The 15,463-nt window shown below is 64.1% G+C and carries 12 protein-coding genes; 8 read left to right on the forward strand and 4 right to left on the reverse strand.

From position 1 onward, the window contains the following. Positions 1 to 253: 253 nt before the first annotated feature. From purT to gyrA, 6 genes are all read left to right on the forward strand, one after another. Complete coding sequence (gene purT / locus IDH44_RS17260) at positions 254 to 1,435, forward strand: formate-dependent phosphoribosylglycinamide formyltransferase (protein ID WP_190919812.1); 1,182 nt, start codon at positions 254 to 256, stop codon at positions 1,433 to 1,435. A 177-nt stretch (positions 1,436 to 1,612) separates the two neighbouring features. Continuing rightward, positions 1,613 to 2,446 carry a GDSL-type esterase/lipase family protein gene (locus IDH44_RS17265; protein ID WP_190919814.1) on the forward strand — a complete coding sequence of 278 codons (834 nt, stop codon included), beginning with the start codon at positions 1,613 to 1,615 and terminating at the stop codon, positions 2,444 to 2,446. Positions 2,447 to 2,459: 13 nt separating this feature from the next. Continuing rightward, on the forward strand, positions 2,460 to 3,449 hold the full coding sequence (locus IDH44_RS17270) for an ABC transporter ATP-binding protein (RefSeq protein ID WP_223869778.1): 990 nt from the start codon (positions 2,460 to 2,462) through the stop codon (positions 3,447 to 3,449). After that, entirely contained in the window at positions 3,442 to 4,428 is a 987-nt protein-coding gene (locus IDH44_RS17275; RefSeq protein ID WP_190919817.1) for an ABC transporter permease, read from the forward strand. The genes IDH44_RS17270 and IDH44_RS17275 overlap by 8 nt, the downstream gene beginning before the upstream one ends. Before the next feature lie 83 nt (positions 4,429 to 4,511). Next, complete coding sequence (gene parE, locus IDH44_RS17280) at positions 4,512 to 6,485, forward strand: DNA topoisomerase IV subunit B (protein WP_190919819.1); 1,974 nt, start codon at positions 4,512 to 4,514, stop codon at positions 6,483 to 6,485. Between the two features lie 12 nt (positions 6,486 to 6,497). Continuing rightward, complete coding sequence (gene gyrA, locus IDH44_RS17285; RefSeq protein WP_190919821.1) at positions 6,498 to 8,957, forward strand: DNA gyrase subunit A; 2,460 nt, start codon at positions 6,498 to 6,500, stop codon at positions 8,955 to 8,957. A 52-nt stretch (positions 8,958 to 9,009) separates the two neighbouring features. Here the strand turns inward: gyrA and IDH44_RS17290 are convergent, their stop codons facing one another. Further along, the gene (locus IDH44_RS17290; RefSeq protein WP_190919824.1) at positions 9,010 to 9,177 is read right to left on the reverse strand and encodes a hypothetical protein; all 168 of its coding nucleotides are present in this window, start codon (positions 9,175 to 9,177) and stop codon (positions 9,010 to 9,012) included. 176 nt (positions 9,178 to 9,353) lie between these two features. Here IDH44_RS17290 and IDH44_RS17295 point away from each other — a divergent pair, with 176 nt between their 5' ends. Further along, positions 9,354 to 9,821, forward strand: coding sequence for a MarR family winged helix-turn-helix transcriptional regulator (locus IDH44_RS17295; protein ID WP_190919826.1), 468 nt, complete (start codon positions 9,354 to 9,356; stop codon positions 9,819 to 9,821). A 478-nt stretch (positions 9,822 to 10,299) separates the two neighbouring features. On the opposite strand, the gene IDH44_RS27220 is transcribed toward IDH44_RS17295, so the two are convergent. Genes IDH44_RS27220 through IDH44_RS17310 form a run of 3 tightly spaced genes read right to left on the reverse strand, consistent with a single transcriptional unit; the run spans position 10,300 to position 13,151 of the window. Next, a complete protein-coding gene (locus tag IDH44_RS27220) occupies positions 10,300 to 11,562 on the reverse strand; it encodes an RluA family pseudouridine synthase (RefSeq protein WP_317890203.1) in 1,263 nt (420 codons plus the stop codon). Further along, complete coding sequence (locus tag IDH44_RS17305; RefSeq protein WP_190919828.1) at positions 11,559 to 12,428, reverse strand: class I SAM-dependent methyltransferase; 870 nt, start codon at positions 12,426 to 12,428, stop codon at positions 11,559 to 11,561. Before IDH44_RS17305 ends, IDH44_RS27220 begins: the two co-directional genes overlap by 4 nt. Positions 12,429 to 12,431: 3 nt before the next feature. Beyond that, positions 12,432 to 13,151 carry a response regulator transcription factor gene (locus IDH44_RS17310; RefSeq protein ID WP_190919830.1) on the reverse strand — a complete coding sequence of 240 codons (720 nt, stop codon included), beginning with the start codon at positions 13,149 to 13,151 and terminating at the stop codon, positions 12,432 to 12,434. Positions 13,152 to 13,221: 70 nt separating this feature from the next. On the opposite strand from IDH44_RS17310, the gene IDH44_RS17315 reads away from it, so the two are divergent. After that, complete coding sequence (locus IDH44_RS17315) at positions 13,222 to 15,342, forward strand: sensor histidine kinase (RefSeq protein WP_190919832.1); 2,121 nt, start codon at positions 13,222 to 13,224, stop codon at positions 15,340 to 15,342. Positions 15,343 to 15,463 lie beyond the last annotated feature (121 nt).

Here is a 15,463-nt window from a genome sequence, read left to right on the forward strand (position 1 = left end):
TTTTCTTCAAAAATCATCGCTAGGGCTCGTTGAGCTTATTTTTCACTGCAAAATTCCGCTCGCCGGCCTATTCTAAGGGTGCGGAATGTGAGGTCCCTGTTTTCACCCGGGTTAATTATTGGGGGCTTGGCCGGGTTAGCGCTTGACTTTTGGCGGAGCTAGCCGCCACAATGTAGAGAAGATACGCGCCGCTCCGACGCGCGCCGCAGGCGACGCCGTGGATCGGAAGGCGCATGGCAGGAGGTAGTCTATAGTGAAAGTCGGTTCTCCGCATTCATCCTACGCACGTAAAATTGTCCTGCTCGGCTCGGGCGAGCTGGGCAAGGAAGTGATCATCGAGGCGCAGCGGCTCGGCATCGAGACGATTGCCGTGGACCGTTACGAGCACGCTCCGGCGATGCAGGTGGCGCATCGCAGCTATGTCATCGACATGCTGGACGAGACGGCGCTGCGCAAGGTCATCGAGAAGGAGCGTCCCGATCTGATCGTGCCGGAGATCGAAGCGATCGCCACAGACGTGCTCGTCGAGCTGGAGCGCGAAGGCGCCTATGTCGTGCCGACGGCGCGGGCGACCCGCCTGACGATGGACCGCGAGGGCATCCGCCGCCTCGCCGCCGAGACGCTCGGTCTGCCGACGGCGCCCTATCGCTTCGCCGATTCGCTGGAGGAGCTGGAGGCGGCAGTGCAGGAGATCGGCACGCCGTGCGTCGTCAAGCCGATCATGAGCTCGTCGGGCAAGGGGCAGAGCGTATGTCGCTCCGAGGCGGAGATCGAGGGCTGCTGGCAGGCGGCCATGGACGGCGGTCGCGCCAAGCGCACGCGCGTCATCGTAGAGGGCTTCGTCCAGTTCGAATCGGAGATCACGCTGCTGACGGTGCGCTCGGTATCGGGCACGACCTTTTGCGCGCCGATCGGCCATGTCCAGCAGGAGGGCGATTATATCGAATCGTGGCAGCCGCATGAGCTGAGCGCGGCCCATCGGGCGCAGGCGGAGGAGATCGCGCGTCAGATTACGGACTCGCTCGGCGGCTACGGCATCTACGGTGTGGAGCTGTTCCTCACCAAGGACGGCGTCTTGTTCAGCGAGGTCTCGCCTCGTCCGCACGACACCGGGATGGTGACGATGGTGACGCAGGACTTGTCCGAGTTCGCACTGCACGCACGGGCGATCCTGGGGCTGCCGATCCCGTCGGTGCGCCTGCTGACGCCGGGCGCGACGCATACGGTGAAGGCGGACCGCGCCCATTCGACCTTCCGCATCGGCGGCATCGAGGACGCGCTGGCGCTGCCCAATACGCAGGTGCGGCTGTTCGGCAAGCCGGAGACCAAGGTCGGACGGCGCATGGCCGTCGCGCTCAGCACCGCCGACGACGTGAATCTGGCCCGCGAGCAGGCGCGGCGCGCGGCTCAAGCCCTATATATTGATTATATCTAGCACGTTGCCATATTTGCGGCCACGGCGCCGGCGCTTCGGATGCGCCGGCGCCGTTTGCGCGCCGGGCGCCGCCGCAATGCTACGGCGATAAAGTTGCAAATGCCGGGCAGAACCTTTATTTTATAAAGATAGGCGCGAAATGCGAACGAATATTCCATGTCGAGCGGGGGTGTGGCAATGAACAAGCAAGCGGACGGCACGACCAGGCTGTGGCGCTGGATCGGCGGCACGGCCCTGGCCGCTACCCTGGCGCTGGGCGCAGGCTTTGGCTATGCGGTATACGACCTGCTCAACCCGCCCTCCGGCAGCCTCGCGCCGCCGCCCGGCAGCGCCGCGCAGGAAGAGCAGGCGCCGCAGCGGGAGGAGCTGCGGATCGTGGCGCTGGGCGACTCGCTGACCAAGGGCGTCGGCGACGAGGCGGGCGGCGGCTACGTCGACCTGGTCATCGAGCGGCTCGAGGCGGAGGTCGAGCAGCCGGTCACGCTGCTCAACAACCTCGCCGTCTCGGGCCAGCGCGCCGACGAGCTGGCCGAGCGGCTGACGCGCGAGGAGGCGTCAAGGCTGGCGGTCAGCCAGGCGAATGTCATCCTGCTGACGATCGGCGGCAACGATCTCTCCTTGCTCGCGCAAGGCGGAGGCTCGGGCCAGAGCGGGCCACAGACCGAGCCGCTCGACCCGCAGGAGGCGATCGCCGGACTGGAGCAGGGCGTGACTGCGCTGGGGCGGATCGTGGCGGAGCTGCACGCGCTCAGTCCGGAGGCGCAGATTGTCTATCTCGGCCTGTACAACCCGTTCTACGGCATCGAACAATTGCAAGGCGTCGACGAGGTCGTGGCGCAGTGGGACGGACGGGCGCGGGCCTTGGCGCGGGCAGACGAGCTGCTGACGTTCGTGCCGGTCTTCGATCTGTTCGAGCATGGGGGCGGGCGCTACGTGTCGAATGATCGCTTCCATCCGAATCATGCCGGCTATGCGCGCATGGCCGAGCGCGTCGTACAGGCACTGGAATAGAGGAGGGGCGGCAATGACGGAGCAATCGCATTCAGAGTCGCAGGCGCAGCCGGAAGTGCTGCTGCGCGTGGACAAGCTGCGCAAGCGGATTCGCGGCAGATGGATCATCGACGATGTCAGCTTCGAGGTGCGCGCCGGCGAGATCTTTGGCTTCCTCGGCCCCAACGGCGCCGGCAAGACGACGACGATCCGCATGCTCGTCGATCTGATTCGGCCGACCTCCGGCTCGGTGCAGGTGTGCGGCCGCGACGTGCGGCGCGAGCCGGAGCAGGCGTTAGAGCAGATCGGCTGCATTGTGGAGAATCCCGAGGTGTATCCATACTTGACCGGGAGAGAGAATCTTGCCTTTGCCGCGCGGATGCTGCGCGGCATCGGGGCGGCGCGCATCGACGAGGTCGTCCGGCTGGTCGGCATGACGCAGCGCATCGACGACAAGGTGCGCACGTATTCGCTCGGCATGCGGCAGCGGCTCGGCATCGCGATGGCGCTGCTCGGCAAGCCGCGCCTGCTCATCCTCGACGAGCCGACCAACGGGCTCGATCCGAAGGGGATCAAGGAGCTGCGCGCCTTCGTGCGCATGCTGGCCGGGCAGGGTATGGGCGTCTTCATCTCCAGCCATCTGCTGAGCGAGATTCAGCTGATGTGCGATCGTGTCGCGATCATCGGCGCCGGGCGCGTCCTGACGACGGGGGCCGTGCATGAGCTGACGGCGGACGCGCCAAGCTATGTCGTGTGGCAATTGCAGGATCGGGAGGCCGGTCTGCGCTTGCTCGAGCGCGAGCCGCAGGCGGAAATTCTGGGCCCGGACGCGGCCGACGTGCTGGAGGATACGGCGCTGGCCGCTGCGCCGGGCGCAATTGTGACGACGATGCCGCCGGAGCTGGTGGCGCCGCTCGTCGCGCGCATGACCGAGGCGGGCATCGGCGTCGATGCGGTCCAGCCGGTGATGCCGACGCTCGAGTCGCTATTTCTGAAGCTGACGGAGGGGGAGGGCATTGTCTGATCTGCTGCCGCTGGTTCACAACGAGACGCTGAAGATTTGGAAGAAAAAACGGTTCTACGTCATTTTGCTCATTCTGCTCGTGTTGGTGCCGATCTTCACGTATGCCCAGATGACGCTCTCCCGCAGCGACGACGAGCGGGGCGGCGACTGGCGCAATCAGCTCGTCCAGCAGATCGCGGACTACGAGAATGCGCTCGCCAGCGACCGCATCCCCGAGGAGTGGAAGCAGTACCAGCGCGTGATGGTGCAGCAGTTGTCCTACTACCTGGAGCATGACGTCAATCCGAATGCGCCGGGCGCCGTCACCTTCACCCGCGGCTTCCTGACCAACGCGGCGACGCTGTTCATCCCGCTGCTCGTGCTGGCGATCGCCTCCGATCTCGTCTCGGGCGAGCGCGCGGGCGGCACGATCAAGCAGCTGCTGACGCGGCCGGTGCGGCGCTGGAAGATCCTGTTCAGCAAAGTTGCCGCGCTGGTGCTCTACATCTCGCTGACGATTGTGGCGACGGTGCTCGTCTGTTACGCGATATCGGGCCTGTTTTTCGGTTACGGCGGCTGGACGATGCCGGTGTTCACCGGCTTCGCCGTGACCGGCTCCAGCGTGGATACGTCGCATGTGCACGACGTCCCGCAATGGCTGTATCTGGCGATGCAGGCGGGGCTGATCTGGTTCGCCGCGCTGACGGTCGGTCTGCTGGCGCTGATGGTGTCGGTGCTCGTGCGCGGCACGGCGGCGAGTCTGGTGACGATGATGGCGGCCATCATTACCGGTACGATCCTCGTCAACATGGCCTCGTCGTGGAGCGGAGCCAAGTATTTGTTCGCCGTCAATCTGGAACTCGGCGGTTATCTGGACGGCACGCCGCCGCCGATCGAGGGGATGAGCCTCGTATTTTCCCTTGCTGTGCTGGCGGTTTGGAGCGCTGCGGCGCTGGTCGTTGCGTTCGGCGTCTTTACGAAACAGGATATCATGAATTAAAATAGCTTGGAACGACATCATAGGATCGGAGCTCGCCTGTCGAGCTGCGAGAGATTGGCAGGAAGTAAACGAGGGGGACGCGCATGAGCGAGCAAGTGGATGTGAAGCAGACCGAATTGGCCATGGCGGACCGCGCCTACGAGGCCGATGACATTCAAATATTGGAAGGCCTGACCGCGGTCCGCAAACGGCCTGGCATGTATATCGGCAGCACGACCGCGTCGGGGCTGCATCATTTGGTATGGGAGATTGTCGATAACGCCGTGGACGAGCATCTGGCCCGTTACTGCAGCGCAATCGAGGTGGCGATTCACGCAGACGGAGCGGTGACGGTCAAAGACAACGGCCGCGGCATTCCGACCGGCATGCACAAGAGCGGCATCCCGACGCCGCAGGTTGTCTATACGATCCTGCACGCGGGCGGCAAGTTCGGCGGCGGCGGCTACAAAAAATCCGGCGGCTTGCACGGGGTCGGCGCTTCGGTGACGAACGCGCTGTCGGAGTGGCTGGAGGTCGAAATCTACCGCGACGGCAAAATACATAAGCAGCGCTTTGCCTACTGGGTGGACAAGGACGGCAAGGAGCATGTCGGCGAACCGGTGACGGGGCTCGAGGTTACGGGCAATACGCGCACGACCGGCACCAAGGTCACCTTCAAGCCGGACAGCCGCGTGTTCCACGGCAACACGACGATTCATTTCGATACGCTGGCGGAGCGGCTGCAGGAGATCGCCTTCCTCAATTCGGGGCTCAAGGTGACGATCAAGGACGAGCGCAGCGGCGCGCAGGAGACGTTCCATTACGAGGGCGGCGCGCGTCAATTCGTGCAGTTCCTCAACGAAGGCAAGACGGTGCTGCACGAGGCCATTCACTTCGCAGCCGAGCAGGCGGACATCGAGGTCGAGGTGGCGATGCAGTACAACGACGGCTACACCGAGACGATCGCCTCCTTCGTCAATGCCATCCCGACGCGCGGCGGCGGCACGCACGAGACCGGCTTCAAGGCAGCCTACACGCGGATCATGAACGATTACGCCCGCAAAAACGCGCTGCTCAAGGAGAAGGACAAAAACCTCGAGGGCGGCGATCTGCGCGAGGGCATGATGGCTGTCATCAACATCAAGATGGCGGACGTGGAATTCGTCGGGCAGACGAAGGACCAGCTCGGCAGCGCCTCGGCGCGCAGCGCGGTCGACGTGATCGTCATGGGCAAGATGCAGGTGTTCCTGGAGGAGAATCCGAAGGTCGCGCAGCTGCTCGTCAAAAAAGCGGTCCAGGCGAGCCGCGCCCGCGAGGCGGCGCGCAAGGCGCGCGAGGAAATCCGCACCGGCAAAAAGCGCAGCGAGAGCGCCAACCTCAACGGCAAACTGACGCCGGCCCAGTCCAAGGACGCGTCGCGCAACGAGCTGTTCATCGTCGAAGGCGATTCGGCGGGCGGCTCGGCCAAGCAGGGCCGCGATTCCAAGCATCAGGCGATCCTGCCGCTCAAGGGCAAGCCGATGAACCCGGAGAAGGCCAAGCTCGGCGATATTCTCAAAAACGACGAATACAAGGCGATCATCTCGGCGATCGGAGCCGGCGTCGGCCCGGAATTCGACGCGGGCGAGGGCAATTACGACAAAATTATTATCATGACCGATGCCGACACCGACGGCGCGCACATTCAGGTGCTGCTGCTGACGTTCTTTTACCGCTACATGAAGCCGCTGATCGACGCCGGCAAGGTGTATATCGCCCAGCCGCCGCTCTACAAGATCACGAGCAAATCGGGCAAGCACAAAACCGAGCGCTATGCCTGGACGGACGAACAGCTCGCCAACTACTTGAAGGAATTCGGCAAGGGGTACGAGCTGCAGCGCTACAAGGGGCTGGGCGAGATGAATCCGGATCAGCTGTGGGAGACGACGATGGACCCGCAGACGCGCACGCTGCTGCAGGTTCAGATCGAGGATGCGGCCAAGGCCGAGCGGCGCGTCTCGACGCTGATGGGCGACAAGGTCGATCCGCGCAAGCGCTGGATCATCGACAACGTCGATTTTACGGAATACGTGGAATAGGAGGGGCGCGCGATGAGCATGCTCGAACAATTTTTGCCGGCGTTTCTCGAGGAGGTCGTAGGCGACCGCTTCGGACGCTATTCCAAATACATCATCCAGGACCGTGCGATCCCCGATGTGCGCGACGGGCTCAAGCCGGTGCAGCGCCGCATCCTCTATGCGATGTACGATGCGGGCAATACGCCGGACAAGACCTACCGCAAGTCCGCCAAAACGGTCGGCGACGTGATGGGCAACTACCACCCGCACGGCGACTCGTCGATCTACGAAGGCATGGTGCGGATGGCGCAGCCGTGGAAGATGGGCCATCCGCTGATCGACGGCCATGGCAACTGGGGCTCGCAGGACGACGATCCGCCGGCGGCGATGCGCTATACCGAGGCGCGGCTGTCGACGATCGCGATGGAGATGCTGCGCGATATCGAGAAGCGCACCGTCCTGTTCAAGGACAACTTCGACGGCACGGCGAAGGAGCCGGTCGTGCTGCCTTCGCGTTATCCGAATCTGCTGGTGAACGGCGTCAGCGGCATCTCCTCCGGCTTCGCCACCGAGATCCCGCCGCATAATCTGCGCGAGGTGATCGACGCCTGCATCGCGCTCATGAACCAGCCCGGGATGAGCATCGACGAATTGCGCGGCATCGTGCGCGGGCCGGACTTCCCGACCGGCGGCCTCGTCATGGGCGAGGAAGGTATCCGCGAGGCGTATACCTCGGGCAAGGGACGCATCCATCTGCGCTCCAAGACCGAGATCGAGACGCTGCGCGGCGGCCGCTCGCAGATCGTCATTACCGAGATCCCGTATCAGGTCGTCAAGTCGCGGCTGGTAACGGCGATGGACAACGTGCGTCTGGAGAAAAAGGTCGAAGGCATCGCCGAGGTGCGGGACGAGAGCGGTCGTAACGGCCTGCGCATCGTCGTCGAGCTGAAGAAGGAAGCCGACGCGGAGGGCATCCTCGCCTATCTGCTCAAAAAAACCGATCTGCAGGTGACGTACAACTTCAACATGGTGGCGATCGTCAACCGGACGCCGAAGCAGCTCGGCCTGCGCGAGATGCTGCAGGCGTACATCGAGCATCAGAAGGAAGTCGTCACTCACCGCACGAAATACGAGCTCGAAAAAGCGGAGGATCGCGCCCATGTGCTGGAAGGGCTCGTCAAGGCGCTCAATCTGCTCGACGAGATCATCGCGCTCATCAAGGCCTCCAAAAACCGGCAGGACGCGCAGCATAATCTGGTCGAGCGCTTTGCCTTCACCGAGCGCCAGGCCGACGCGATCCTGACCTTGCAGCTGTACCGGCTGACCAATCTGGAGATCACCTCGCTGGAGAAGGAGCTGAAGGAGATCGCCAAGCGGATCGCGCAGCTGCGCGCCATCCTGGACAGCGAGAAAAAGCTGCTCGGCGTGATCCGCACGGAGCTGCTCGAAATCCGCGAAACCTACGGCATCGACCGGCGCAGCGAGCTGCGCGGCGAAGTGGAAGAGCTGAAGGTCAACCTGGAGGTCATGGTCTCGCCCGAAGACGTGTTCGTCACGCTCAGCCAGGAGGGCTATATCAAGCGCACGAGCATGCTGTCGTTCACGCGCTCGGGCGGCGAGCTGGACAGCGCAGGCGTCAAGGAAGGCGATCTCGTCCGTCACCTGCATGCGGTCAATACGATCGATTCGCTGCTGCTCTTCACGCGCAAGGGGCAATACTACGTGCTGCCTGTCCATCAGGTGCCGGAATTCAAGTGGAAAGACAACGGCACCGCGCTCGTCAATGTCATTCCGATTCCGAAGGATGACGCGGTCGTGCGGATCCTGCCGGTGCGCGAGTACGATCCGGCCTTGTCGCTGCTGTTCGTCACGCGCAAGGGACAGGTCAAGCGCACGGAGCTCAAGGAATACCAGTCGAATCGGACGATGGCGATCGCCGCGTGCAAGGTAGGCCCGGGCGACGAGGTCGTCGCGGTCGAGCCAACTGCCGGAGGGAAGGAGCTCATCCTGGTCAGCCGCGGCGGCATGAGCATCCGCTTCGCCGAGGACGAGGTCAATGCGATGGGGCGCGTGGCCGGCGGCGTCCGAGGCATCCAGCTCAAGGAGGACGACGCGGTCGTGGCGGCGCTGCTCGTCGAGGGCGACGAGGGCGAGGTGCTCGTCGTCAGCGATCTCGGCTACGGCAAGCGCACGCTGCTGCTCGATTACCCGCTGCAGGGCCGCGGCGGCAAGGGCGTGGCGACGTTCGAATTCAAGGAGGGCAAGCGCGTCCGGTCCAATGGCGCCTCCCTGATCGGCGCGGCCTGGATCAGGGACAGGCAGGAGCTGACGCTGCTCACCGCCGCCGGCGAGCAGCTGACGCTGGACAGCGAGAAGGCGCCGATCGAAGAACGGCGCGCCACCGGCAGACTGCTGGCGCAGATCACCAAGACCGATCCGGCCGTGACGCTATTCGCACGGAGCGCGCCCGCGCTCGAACAGTCCGGTGGTTAATCTGGAAAATCCGGAAAATCCGGTCGACTGACCCGTCAGAGGGACGGCTTGCTCAATCATAGGGGCGGCCTGGCGGATCGATGCGGTCGATCATCCGCAGCAGCGTTTCCAATACGACCCACAGCGGCGCCGGCTCATCGAGCCGGCTTAGCCACTGCGGGTCTTTGAGCAGTCCGGCTTCCTCAATGCGGCGGACGACCTCTTGCTTGCGGGCTTCCATGGCGCAGCACTCCTCTCCCAAGGTTCGAGTCGGGTCAACAGCCTAGTTCTCCATTCTATGTCTAACGGTGTCCGATTGTTCGCGATTCAATCGATTAATGGCGCAAATTATTAACTGCGTTAACCTTTCTTTCGACATTCTCGGATGGTATAATGGAGGGTAAGGAGGCGAAAGCCATGCATGCTACGGAATTTGCCCGCTTGTGGATGAAAATGACCAAGCAGTGGAAGCTGCACCTGGAGGAGGCGCTCGCGCCGACCCTGACCGAGGGGCAGCTCAACGTGCTGGAGCTGCTGCTGCAGCATCAGCCGATGAAGCCGTCCGATCTGCTGCAGTACCTGTCAACGACGCCGGCGGCGATCACGACGCTGCTCGACCGGATGGAGCGGGGGGGACTGATCGCCCGTACGCGCGACGCATCGGATCGGCGCATCGTCTGGGTGAACGTGACGCAGCAGGGCGAGCGCGAGGCGCAGCGGGGCAAGCAGCTGCGCGACGAATACATTCAGCACTCGCTCGACCGCATCTCGCTGCACAATCAGCAACTGCTCGTCTATTTGCTGGGCAAGATCTCCAGTGGGGATAAGCCGGGGCAGCCGGCAGCCGAGGCGGATGAAGAGGGGGAGCGCGCGGTGGGGCAGTAGATTACGGCACCGGCGGCATGCTCCGTTATATCGATTGGAAAGGGCTGTCCGATCAGCTTCCTCTGCAAGCCAAAAAGTTGGACGGTTTTTCCGTCCAACTTTTTGTTTGTCAAACATCAAGACTGATTTCCCGGAACGAGACTTTGTCGTGCTGCCAGAGGGCGGCAGAGGGCTCCAAGCTGACGTTCTAACGCTCTAACGGACACCAGCGACGCTTAGCGTGTCGAATCGAAGAATTTGGATTTCTAACGGACACTGGAGAACACTGGAGACGCTTAGCGTACCAAACAGAGAGAATGCTGATGAATGCTGCCGTCACAAGGCTTTTAAGCGTCGCTGATGTCCGTTAGGTTAATCAATTGGAAAAACGTACAAGCAAAACTTGTTTTGCTACATACCCTTTCAAATACGAGCATGCCGACGCGGAGGGGTTTGGAATGACGCTGGGTGCGTTTGAAAAGCGCAGCGGGGTCCGCCGCTAGAGCAGCGGACGCGCCGCGGACTCGAGCAGCTCGGCAGGCCAGCGCAGCCAAGGCTCGACGCGTGGCGGCGCACAGCGCAGCAGCAGCGGCTCGCGCGTCGTCGGATGCTCGACCTCGATCACGGCCGACCAGAGCGCGGGCTCGCGAATCCCGGCGTCGATTGCCGCGGAGCGGGCACCGGGGCGGCCTTCGTCGGCGTGCCGGCGGAGGCCGTCAGGCTTACGTTCGTTGCCGCCGCCTTCATTACCGCCTGCACCTGCCGGACCGTACTTGCGGTCGCCGACGAGCGGGCAGCCAATCGTGGTCAATTGCACGCGGATCTGATGGGGGCGCCCGGTGTGCAGACGCACGCGGAGCAAGGACAATCCGTCTGCGGTGGCTACCGTCTCGTAGTCGAGCAGCGCTTCCTTTGCGCCTTCGGCAGGCCCTGAGAAGGCGCTCACCGTATTGGTCGCGCTGTCCTTGCGCAGATAATGGCGCAGCGATGCTGACGGCTCGGCCGGACGCCCGTGCACGACGGCCAGGTACGTCTTGCCGAAGCGGCGGCTACGCACAGCCTCTGAGAGGCGCGAGGCCGCCTTGGACGTCCTGGCCAGCAGCATGACGCCGCCGACCGGGCGGTCGAGCCGGTGCACGAGTCCGAGATAGACATTGCCCGGCTTGGCGTAGCGTCGCTTCAGGTCGTCCTTGAGCAGGGTCAGCATATCCGGGCCGTCGCTGCTGTCGGCCTGCGAGAGGACGCCCGGCGGCTTGACGACGGCGAGCAGATGATTGTCCTCGTGGAGCACGCGGATGTGCGGTGTGTCGTCGAGCGGTGCAGCAGCATGCGACGCCGGCGAGGAAGCCGGGGCGCGCGATGCGGATGCCGCGGCATCGTGCCGTGACGGCATCGCGTTGTCCGATGTATGCCGCTTGTCAGTGTGGCGGGGGTGTCCGCTGTTCGGATCGGACTGCCGAGTCTGACTTGCCGCGGCCGACGAGGAGCGACCGGAGCGATCAGCCGTACGGTACGCGCGCCCGGTGTCTGCCGCGGGCCGCGGACTCGAACTGTGCGGACTGCCCGGTCTTCCTGCGGCACGGGATTCCCCAGGTCGGCCTGCGGAGCGGCCGCGCGCGCTCCGCGTGTCTGCCGCGTGATGCCCGTCTTTGGGTCGCTCTCCGTCCGCCGCCCGCCGCCCGCCCCTTCCATTGCGGGCGCCGCCGGATGCGGAGCGGCCCGAGCCGGCGGCGCCGCGTCCGTCCGGGCGCCGCCGGCTCACGCCTGCGCCTCCCAGCGCCCGAGGATGCCGCAGGGCAGCTGCAGGCCGGAGGCGGTGATCGGCAGGCCGATCTCTCCGGTGTGGATCACGCCGTCATGGCGCCGTCCGACGGTCAACTGCAGCAGATTGCGCAGCACGGACGGCGACAGGCCGGTCGTATACGAATTGAGCAGGACGAACAGCGGCTGCGGCGACAGGATTGCGCAGCAGGATTCAAGGAAGGGGTAGAGGCTCTGCTCCAGCTTCCACATCTCGCCGCCGGGTCCGCGCCCGTAGGAGGGCGGGTCCATGATGATGGCGTCGTAGGTCCGGCCGCGGCGCTGCTCGCGCTGCACGAATTTGAAGACGTCGTCGGTGATGTAGCGGATCGGGCTGTCCTTGAGCCCCGACAGCTCGGCGTTTTCCTTGGCCCATTGCACCATTCCCTTGGCCGCGTCGACGTGACACACCTCGGCTCCGGCTGCCGCGGCCGCCACGGTCGCGCCGCCGGTGTAGGCGAACAGATTGAGCACCCGGATCTGCCGCCCGGCCTGCCGGATCTTGTCCATCATCCAGCTCCAGTTGACGGCCTGCTCGGGGAACAGCCCGGTATGCTTGAAGCTGGTCGGACGGATGCGGAAGCGCAGCGGCCCGTATCCGATCGTCCAGCTCTCGGGTAGCGGCGTCCGCTGCGCCCAGCTGCCGCCGCCGGAGCTGCTGCGGTGATAGTGGGCGTCGGCCTCCTTCCAGCCCTTGGCGCCGGCCGCGATCGGCCAGATGATCTGGGGATCGGGACGCCGCAGCACGACGCTTCCCCAGCGCTCCAGCTTGTCTCCGTCTCCGGTATCCAGCAGTTCATAGTCCTTCCATTGATCGGCGATATACATAGATTATGAGGTTCCTTCCTGACTGATGAATTTGTAGCCGACGCCGCGCACGGTGACGATATGCGCGGGATTTGCAGGATCGGCTTCGATTTTTTTGCGAAGATTGCTGATATGCACCATCAGCGTACGCGTATCGCCGATGCTGTCGGTGCCCCAGATGAGCCGGTACAGGCGGTCCAGGGGGAACGCCTTGCCGGGGTGTCGCGCCAGATGAACCAGCAGGTCGAATTCCTTGGCGGACAGACTCACGGGCCGTCCGCCGACCGTCACGGTGTGGCCCTCGGGATCGATCTCCAGCTCCCCGGAGCGCAGCATCCGTCCCGCAGGCCCGCCGCCCGCCGCATCGCCGGCGAGCAGCTGGACGCGGCGCAGATGGGCCTGCACACGCGCGACGAGTTGGCGCGGACTGAACGGCTTGGTGATATAATCGTCGCCCCCGACGGACAAGCCGTGTATAATATCGGTATCGTCGCTGCGGCAGCTGACGAACAGGATCGGGACGCCGGACTCGCGGCGCAGCTGCTCGCACACCTCGATGCCGCTGATCTCGCCGAGCTGGATATCGAGCACGATCAGCTGCGGCTCCAGCTCGCGGGCCAGCCGCAGCGCCTCATCGCCGCTCGCGGCGTGATACACATCGTAGCCTTCGCGACGCAGATACAGGCCGATCAGCTCGGCGATCTCGAGCTCGTCGTCCACGACGAGGATCGTTTGGTCGTTCATGGCAGGTGACGCCTCGCTTTCTATTGCGCAATACTGGACTTATTATAACGAATGTCGGAGGGACGAGCAATTGAGGGTACCCAAAAATCCAGGCCGCCGCAAGGCCGCAGCGGCCCGCAAGCACCGCTGGCCGGCGGGCGCGCTCCTGCTGGTGCTGCTGGCGGCCGCGCTGGCCGGCTGCAGCACGGCTGCCGGAGGAGACGATGAGCCGCGCGCGGCGATGGGCGAGATCGACCTTCGCGGGGTGCCGCTGAAGGAGGAGATCGTGGCGCTGGCGGGCAAGTGGGCCTTCTACCCGGAGGTGCTGCTCACGCCCGGCGCTGCGTGGGCGTCGCTGGATGCGGAGCATGTGCCGGTGCCGCAATCGTGGAACGGATACGACACGCTGGACAGCTTCGATAAGGGTCAGGGCTTCGGCACGTATCGTCTGACGATCGTGACGAAGCGGGACGGCGAGATCCTCTCGCTGCGCATACCGAATATTTCGAGCGCCTACCGGCTCTGGATCGACGGGCGCCTGATGGCCGAGGCCGGCACTGTCGGCCCGAACAAGGCGCTGTCCGAGCCGGGCGCGATGCCGCAGACCGTCTCCTTCGCCAACGACGCCGCGCGCCATGAGCTGATTGTCCAGGTCTCCAATTTCGACCACCGGCGCGGCGGCATCTGGCTCGATTTTGAGCTGGGCGGCAGCACGGCGATGGATCGCTACCAGAGCCGGACGACGGCCGAGCGCATGATCATATTCGGCAGCCTGTTCATGGTCGGCTTTTATCACCTCGGCTTGTTCGCGCTGCGCCGGCAGGAGCGGTTCACGCTGTACTTCGGCTTGCTCTGTCTGTTCGTAGCGGCGCGCATTATCGTGATGGGCGATGCGTTTTTGATGCAGTGGCTGCCGCAGCTCAGCTGGGAGGCCGGGCTCAAGGTGGAATACGGCGCTTTTGCGCTGGCGGCGTTAAGCGGCTATCTGTACATTTATCATCTGTTTCCCAAGGATGCCTCCCGCCGCATGCTGCGCGCGGTGGCCGGGGTGAGCGGAGCGCTTTGTCTGCTGGTGCTGCTCACGCCGCCCGCCTTCTTCTCCAAGCTGCTCGGGCTGTTCCAGCTGTTCGTCGCAGTGATCAGCCTGTATGCGATCGCAGTGCTGATCCGCGCGCGGCGGCGCAGACGGGACGGCGCGGCGCTGGTGTTGACCGGATTTACAGTCTTCGTGTTGACGATTCTCAATGACATGTCCTTTTACAACGAGTGGTTCGGCGTAGACGAGCTGGTGCCGATCGGGTTGTTTTTTGTCATCATGATGCAGTCGTTCATCATTTCCTACCGCTTCTCGCGGGCGCTGCGCAAGGTCGAGCAGGTGACCGAGGAGGTGCGGGAGCTGAACCTGGGCCTGGAGTCCAAGGTCGCCGAGCGGACCGAGGCGCTGCAGTTGACCAACGCGAATCTGGCCGAAGCGTATGCCGAGCTGGAAAAGCTGGAGACGTCGCGCCGCCGCCTGCTGAGCAACATCTCGCATGATCTGCGCACGCCGATGACGCTGGTCCAGGGCTATCTGGAGGCGCTCAAGGACGAGGTGGTCGAGGATCCGCGCCAGCAGCAGACTTATATTCGCATGATGCTGAGCAAGGTGAACGGACTGAATCGGCTCATTCACGATCTGTTCGAGCTCTCCAAGCTGGAGGCCGGGCAGGTCGCGCTGGAGCGCAGGCGGCTGAGCTTGTCCGAATGGATGGCGATCCAGGAGGAGAGCTGGCGTCTGGACGCCGAGAGCAAAGGCTTTGCATTCGAGATTGCATTCGTACCGGGGCCCGAAGGGACGTCCGCGGAGCAGGTCTGGCTCGAGCTCGATGAATTCAAGATGGGCCGCGTGATGGCCAATCTGGTGAGCAATGCGCTGGGGCATATGCAGCCCGGGGGGCGGCTAAAGCTGACGTTTTATCGCGACGAGGAGGCGGGTACGGTGGTCACGGAGATCGGCGACACCGGCAGCGGCATCGAGGCCGGCGATTTGCCGTATATTTTCGACCGGTTTTATATGCGGGAAAAATCCAAGCGCACCACGACGGGCAGCGGACTCGGGCTGGCGATCGCGAAGGAGATCGTCGAGGCGCACGGCGGCACGATTTCCGCGGCGAGCGAGCCGGGAAAAGGCAGCGTCTTTCGCATTGAACTGCCGGCGGCCCGGGAACACTAGCAGCCTGATCCGGGGAACGCAGCAGGCGTACTAGCAGGCAAGGCGCCTCGTTCCATTTGCGCAGCTTGCAGGAGCGGCGCCGCGAGCCGCAGGGTGTGGGGCTCGCGGCGCCGATCATTCG

Origin of the sequence: Paenibacillus sabuli (assembly GCF_014705605.1) — a bacterium.
Lineage (GTDB): Bacteria > Bacillota > Bacilli > Paenibacillales > Paenibacillaceae > Paenibacillus_D > Paenibacillus_D sabuli.

Excerpts from the sequence above, each read along its gene's own strand:
- IDH44_RS17295 (WP_190919826.1), top strand. The coding sequence starts at position 9,354 with ATGCATGCTACGGAATTTGCCCGCTTGTGGATGAAAATGACCAAGCAG.
- IDH44_RS17290 (WP_190919824.1), bottom strand. The coding sequence starts at position 9,177 with ATGGAAGCCCGCAAGCAAGAGGTCGTCCGCCGCATTGAGGAAGCCGGA.
- parE (WP_190919819.1), top strand. The coding sequence starts at position 4,512 with ATGAGCGAGCAAGTGGATGTGAAGCAGACCGAATTGGCCATGGCGGAC.
- IDH44_RS17265 (WP_190919814.1), top strand. The coding sequence starts at position 1,613 with ATGAACAAGCAAGCGGACGGCACGACCAGGCTGTGGCGCTGGATCGGC.
- IDH44_RS17270 (WP_223869778.1), top strand. The coding sequence starts at position 2,460 with ATGACGGAGCAATCGCATTCAGAGTCGCAGGCGCAGCCGGAAGTGCTG.
- IDH44_RS17305 (WP_190919828.1), bottom strand. The coding sequence starts at position 12,428 with ATGTATATCGCCGATCAATGGAAGGACTATGAACTGCTGGATACCGGA.
- IDH44_RS17310 (WP_190919830.1), bottom strand. The coding sequence starts at position 13,151 with ATGAACGACCAAACGATCCTCGTCGTGGACGACGAGCTCGAGATCGCC.
- gyrA (WP_190919821.1), top strand. The coding sequence starts at position 6,498 with ATGAGCATGCTCGAACAATTTTTGCCGGCGTTTCTCGAGGAGGTCGTA.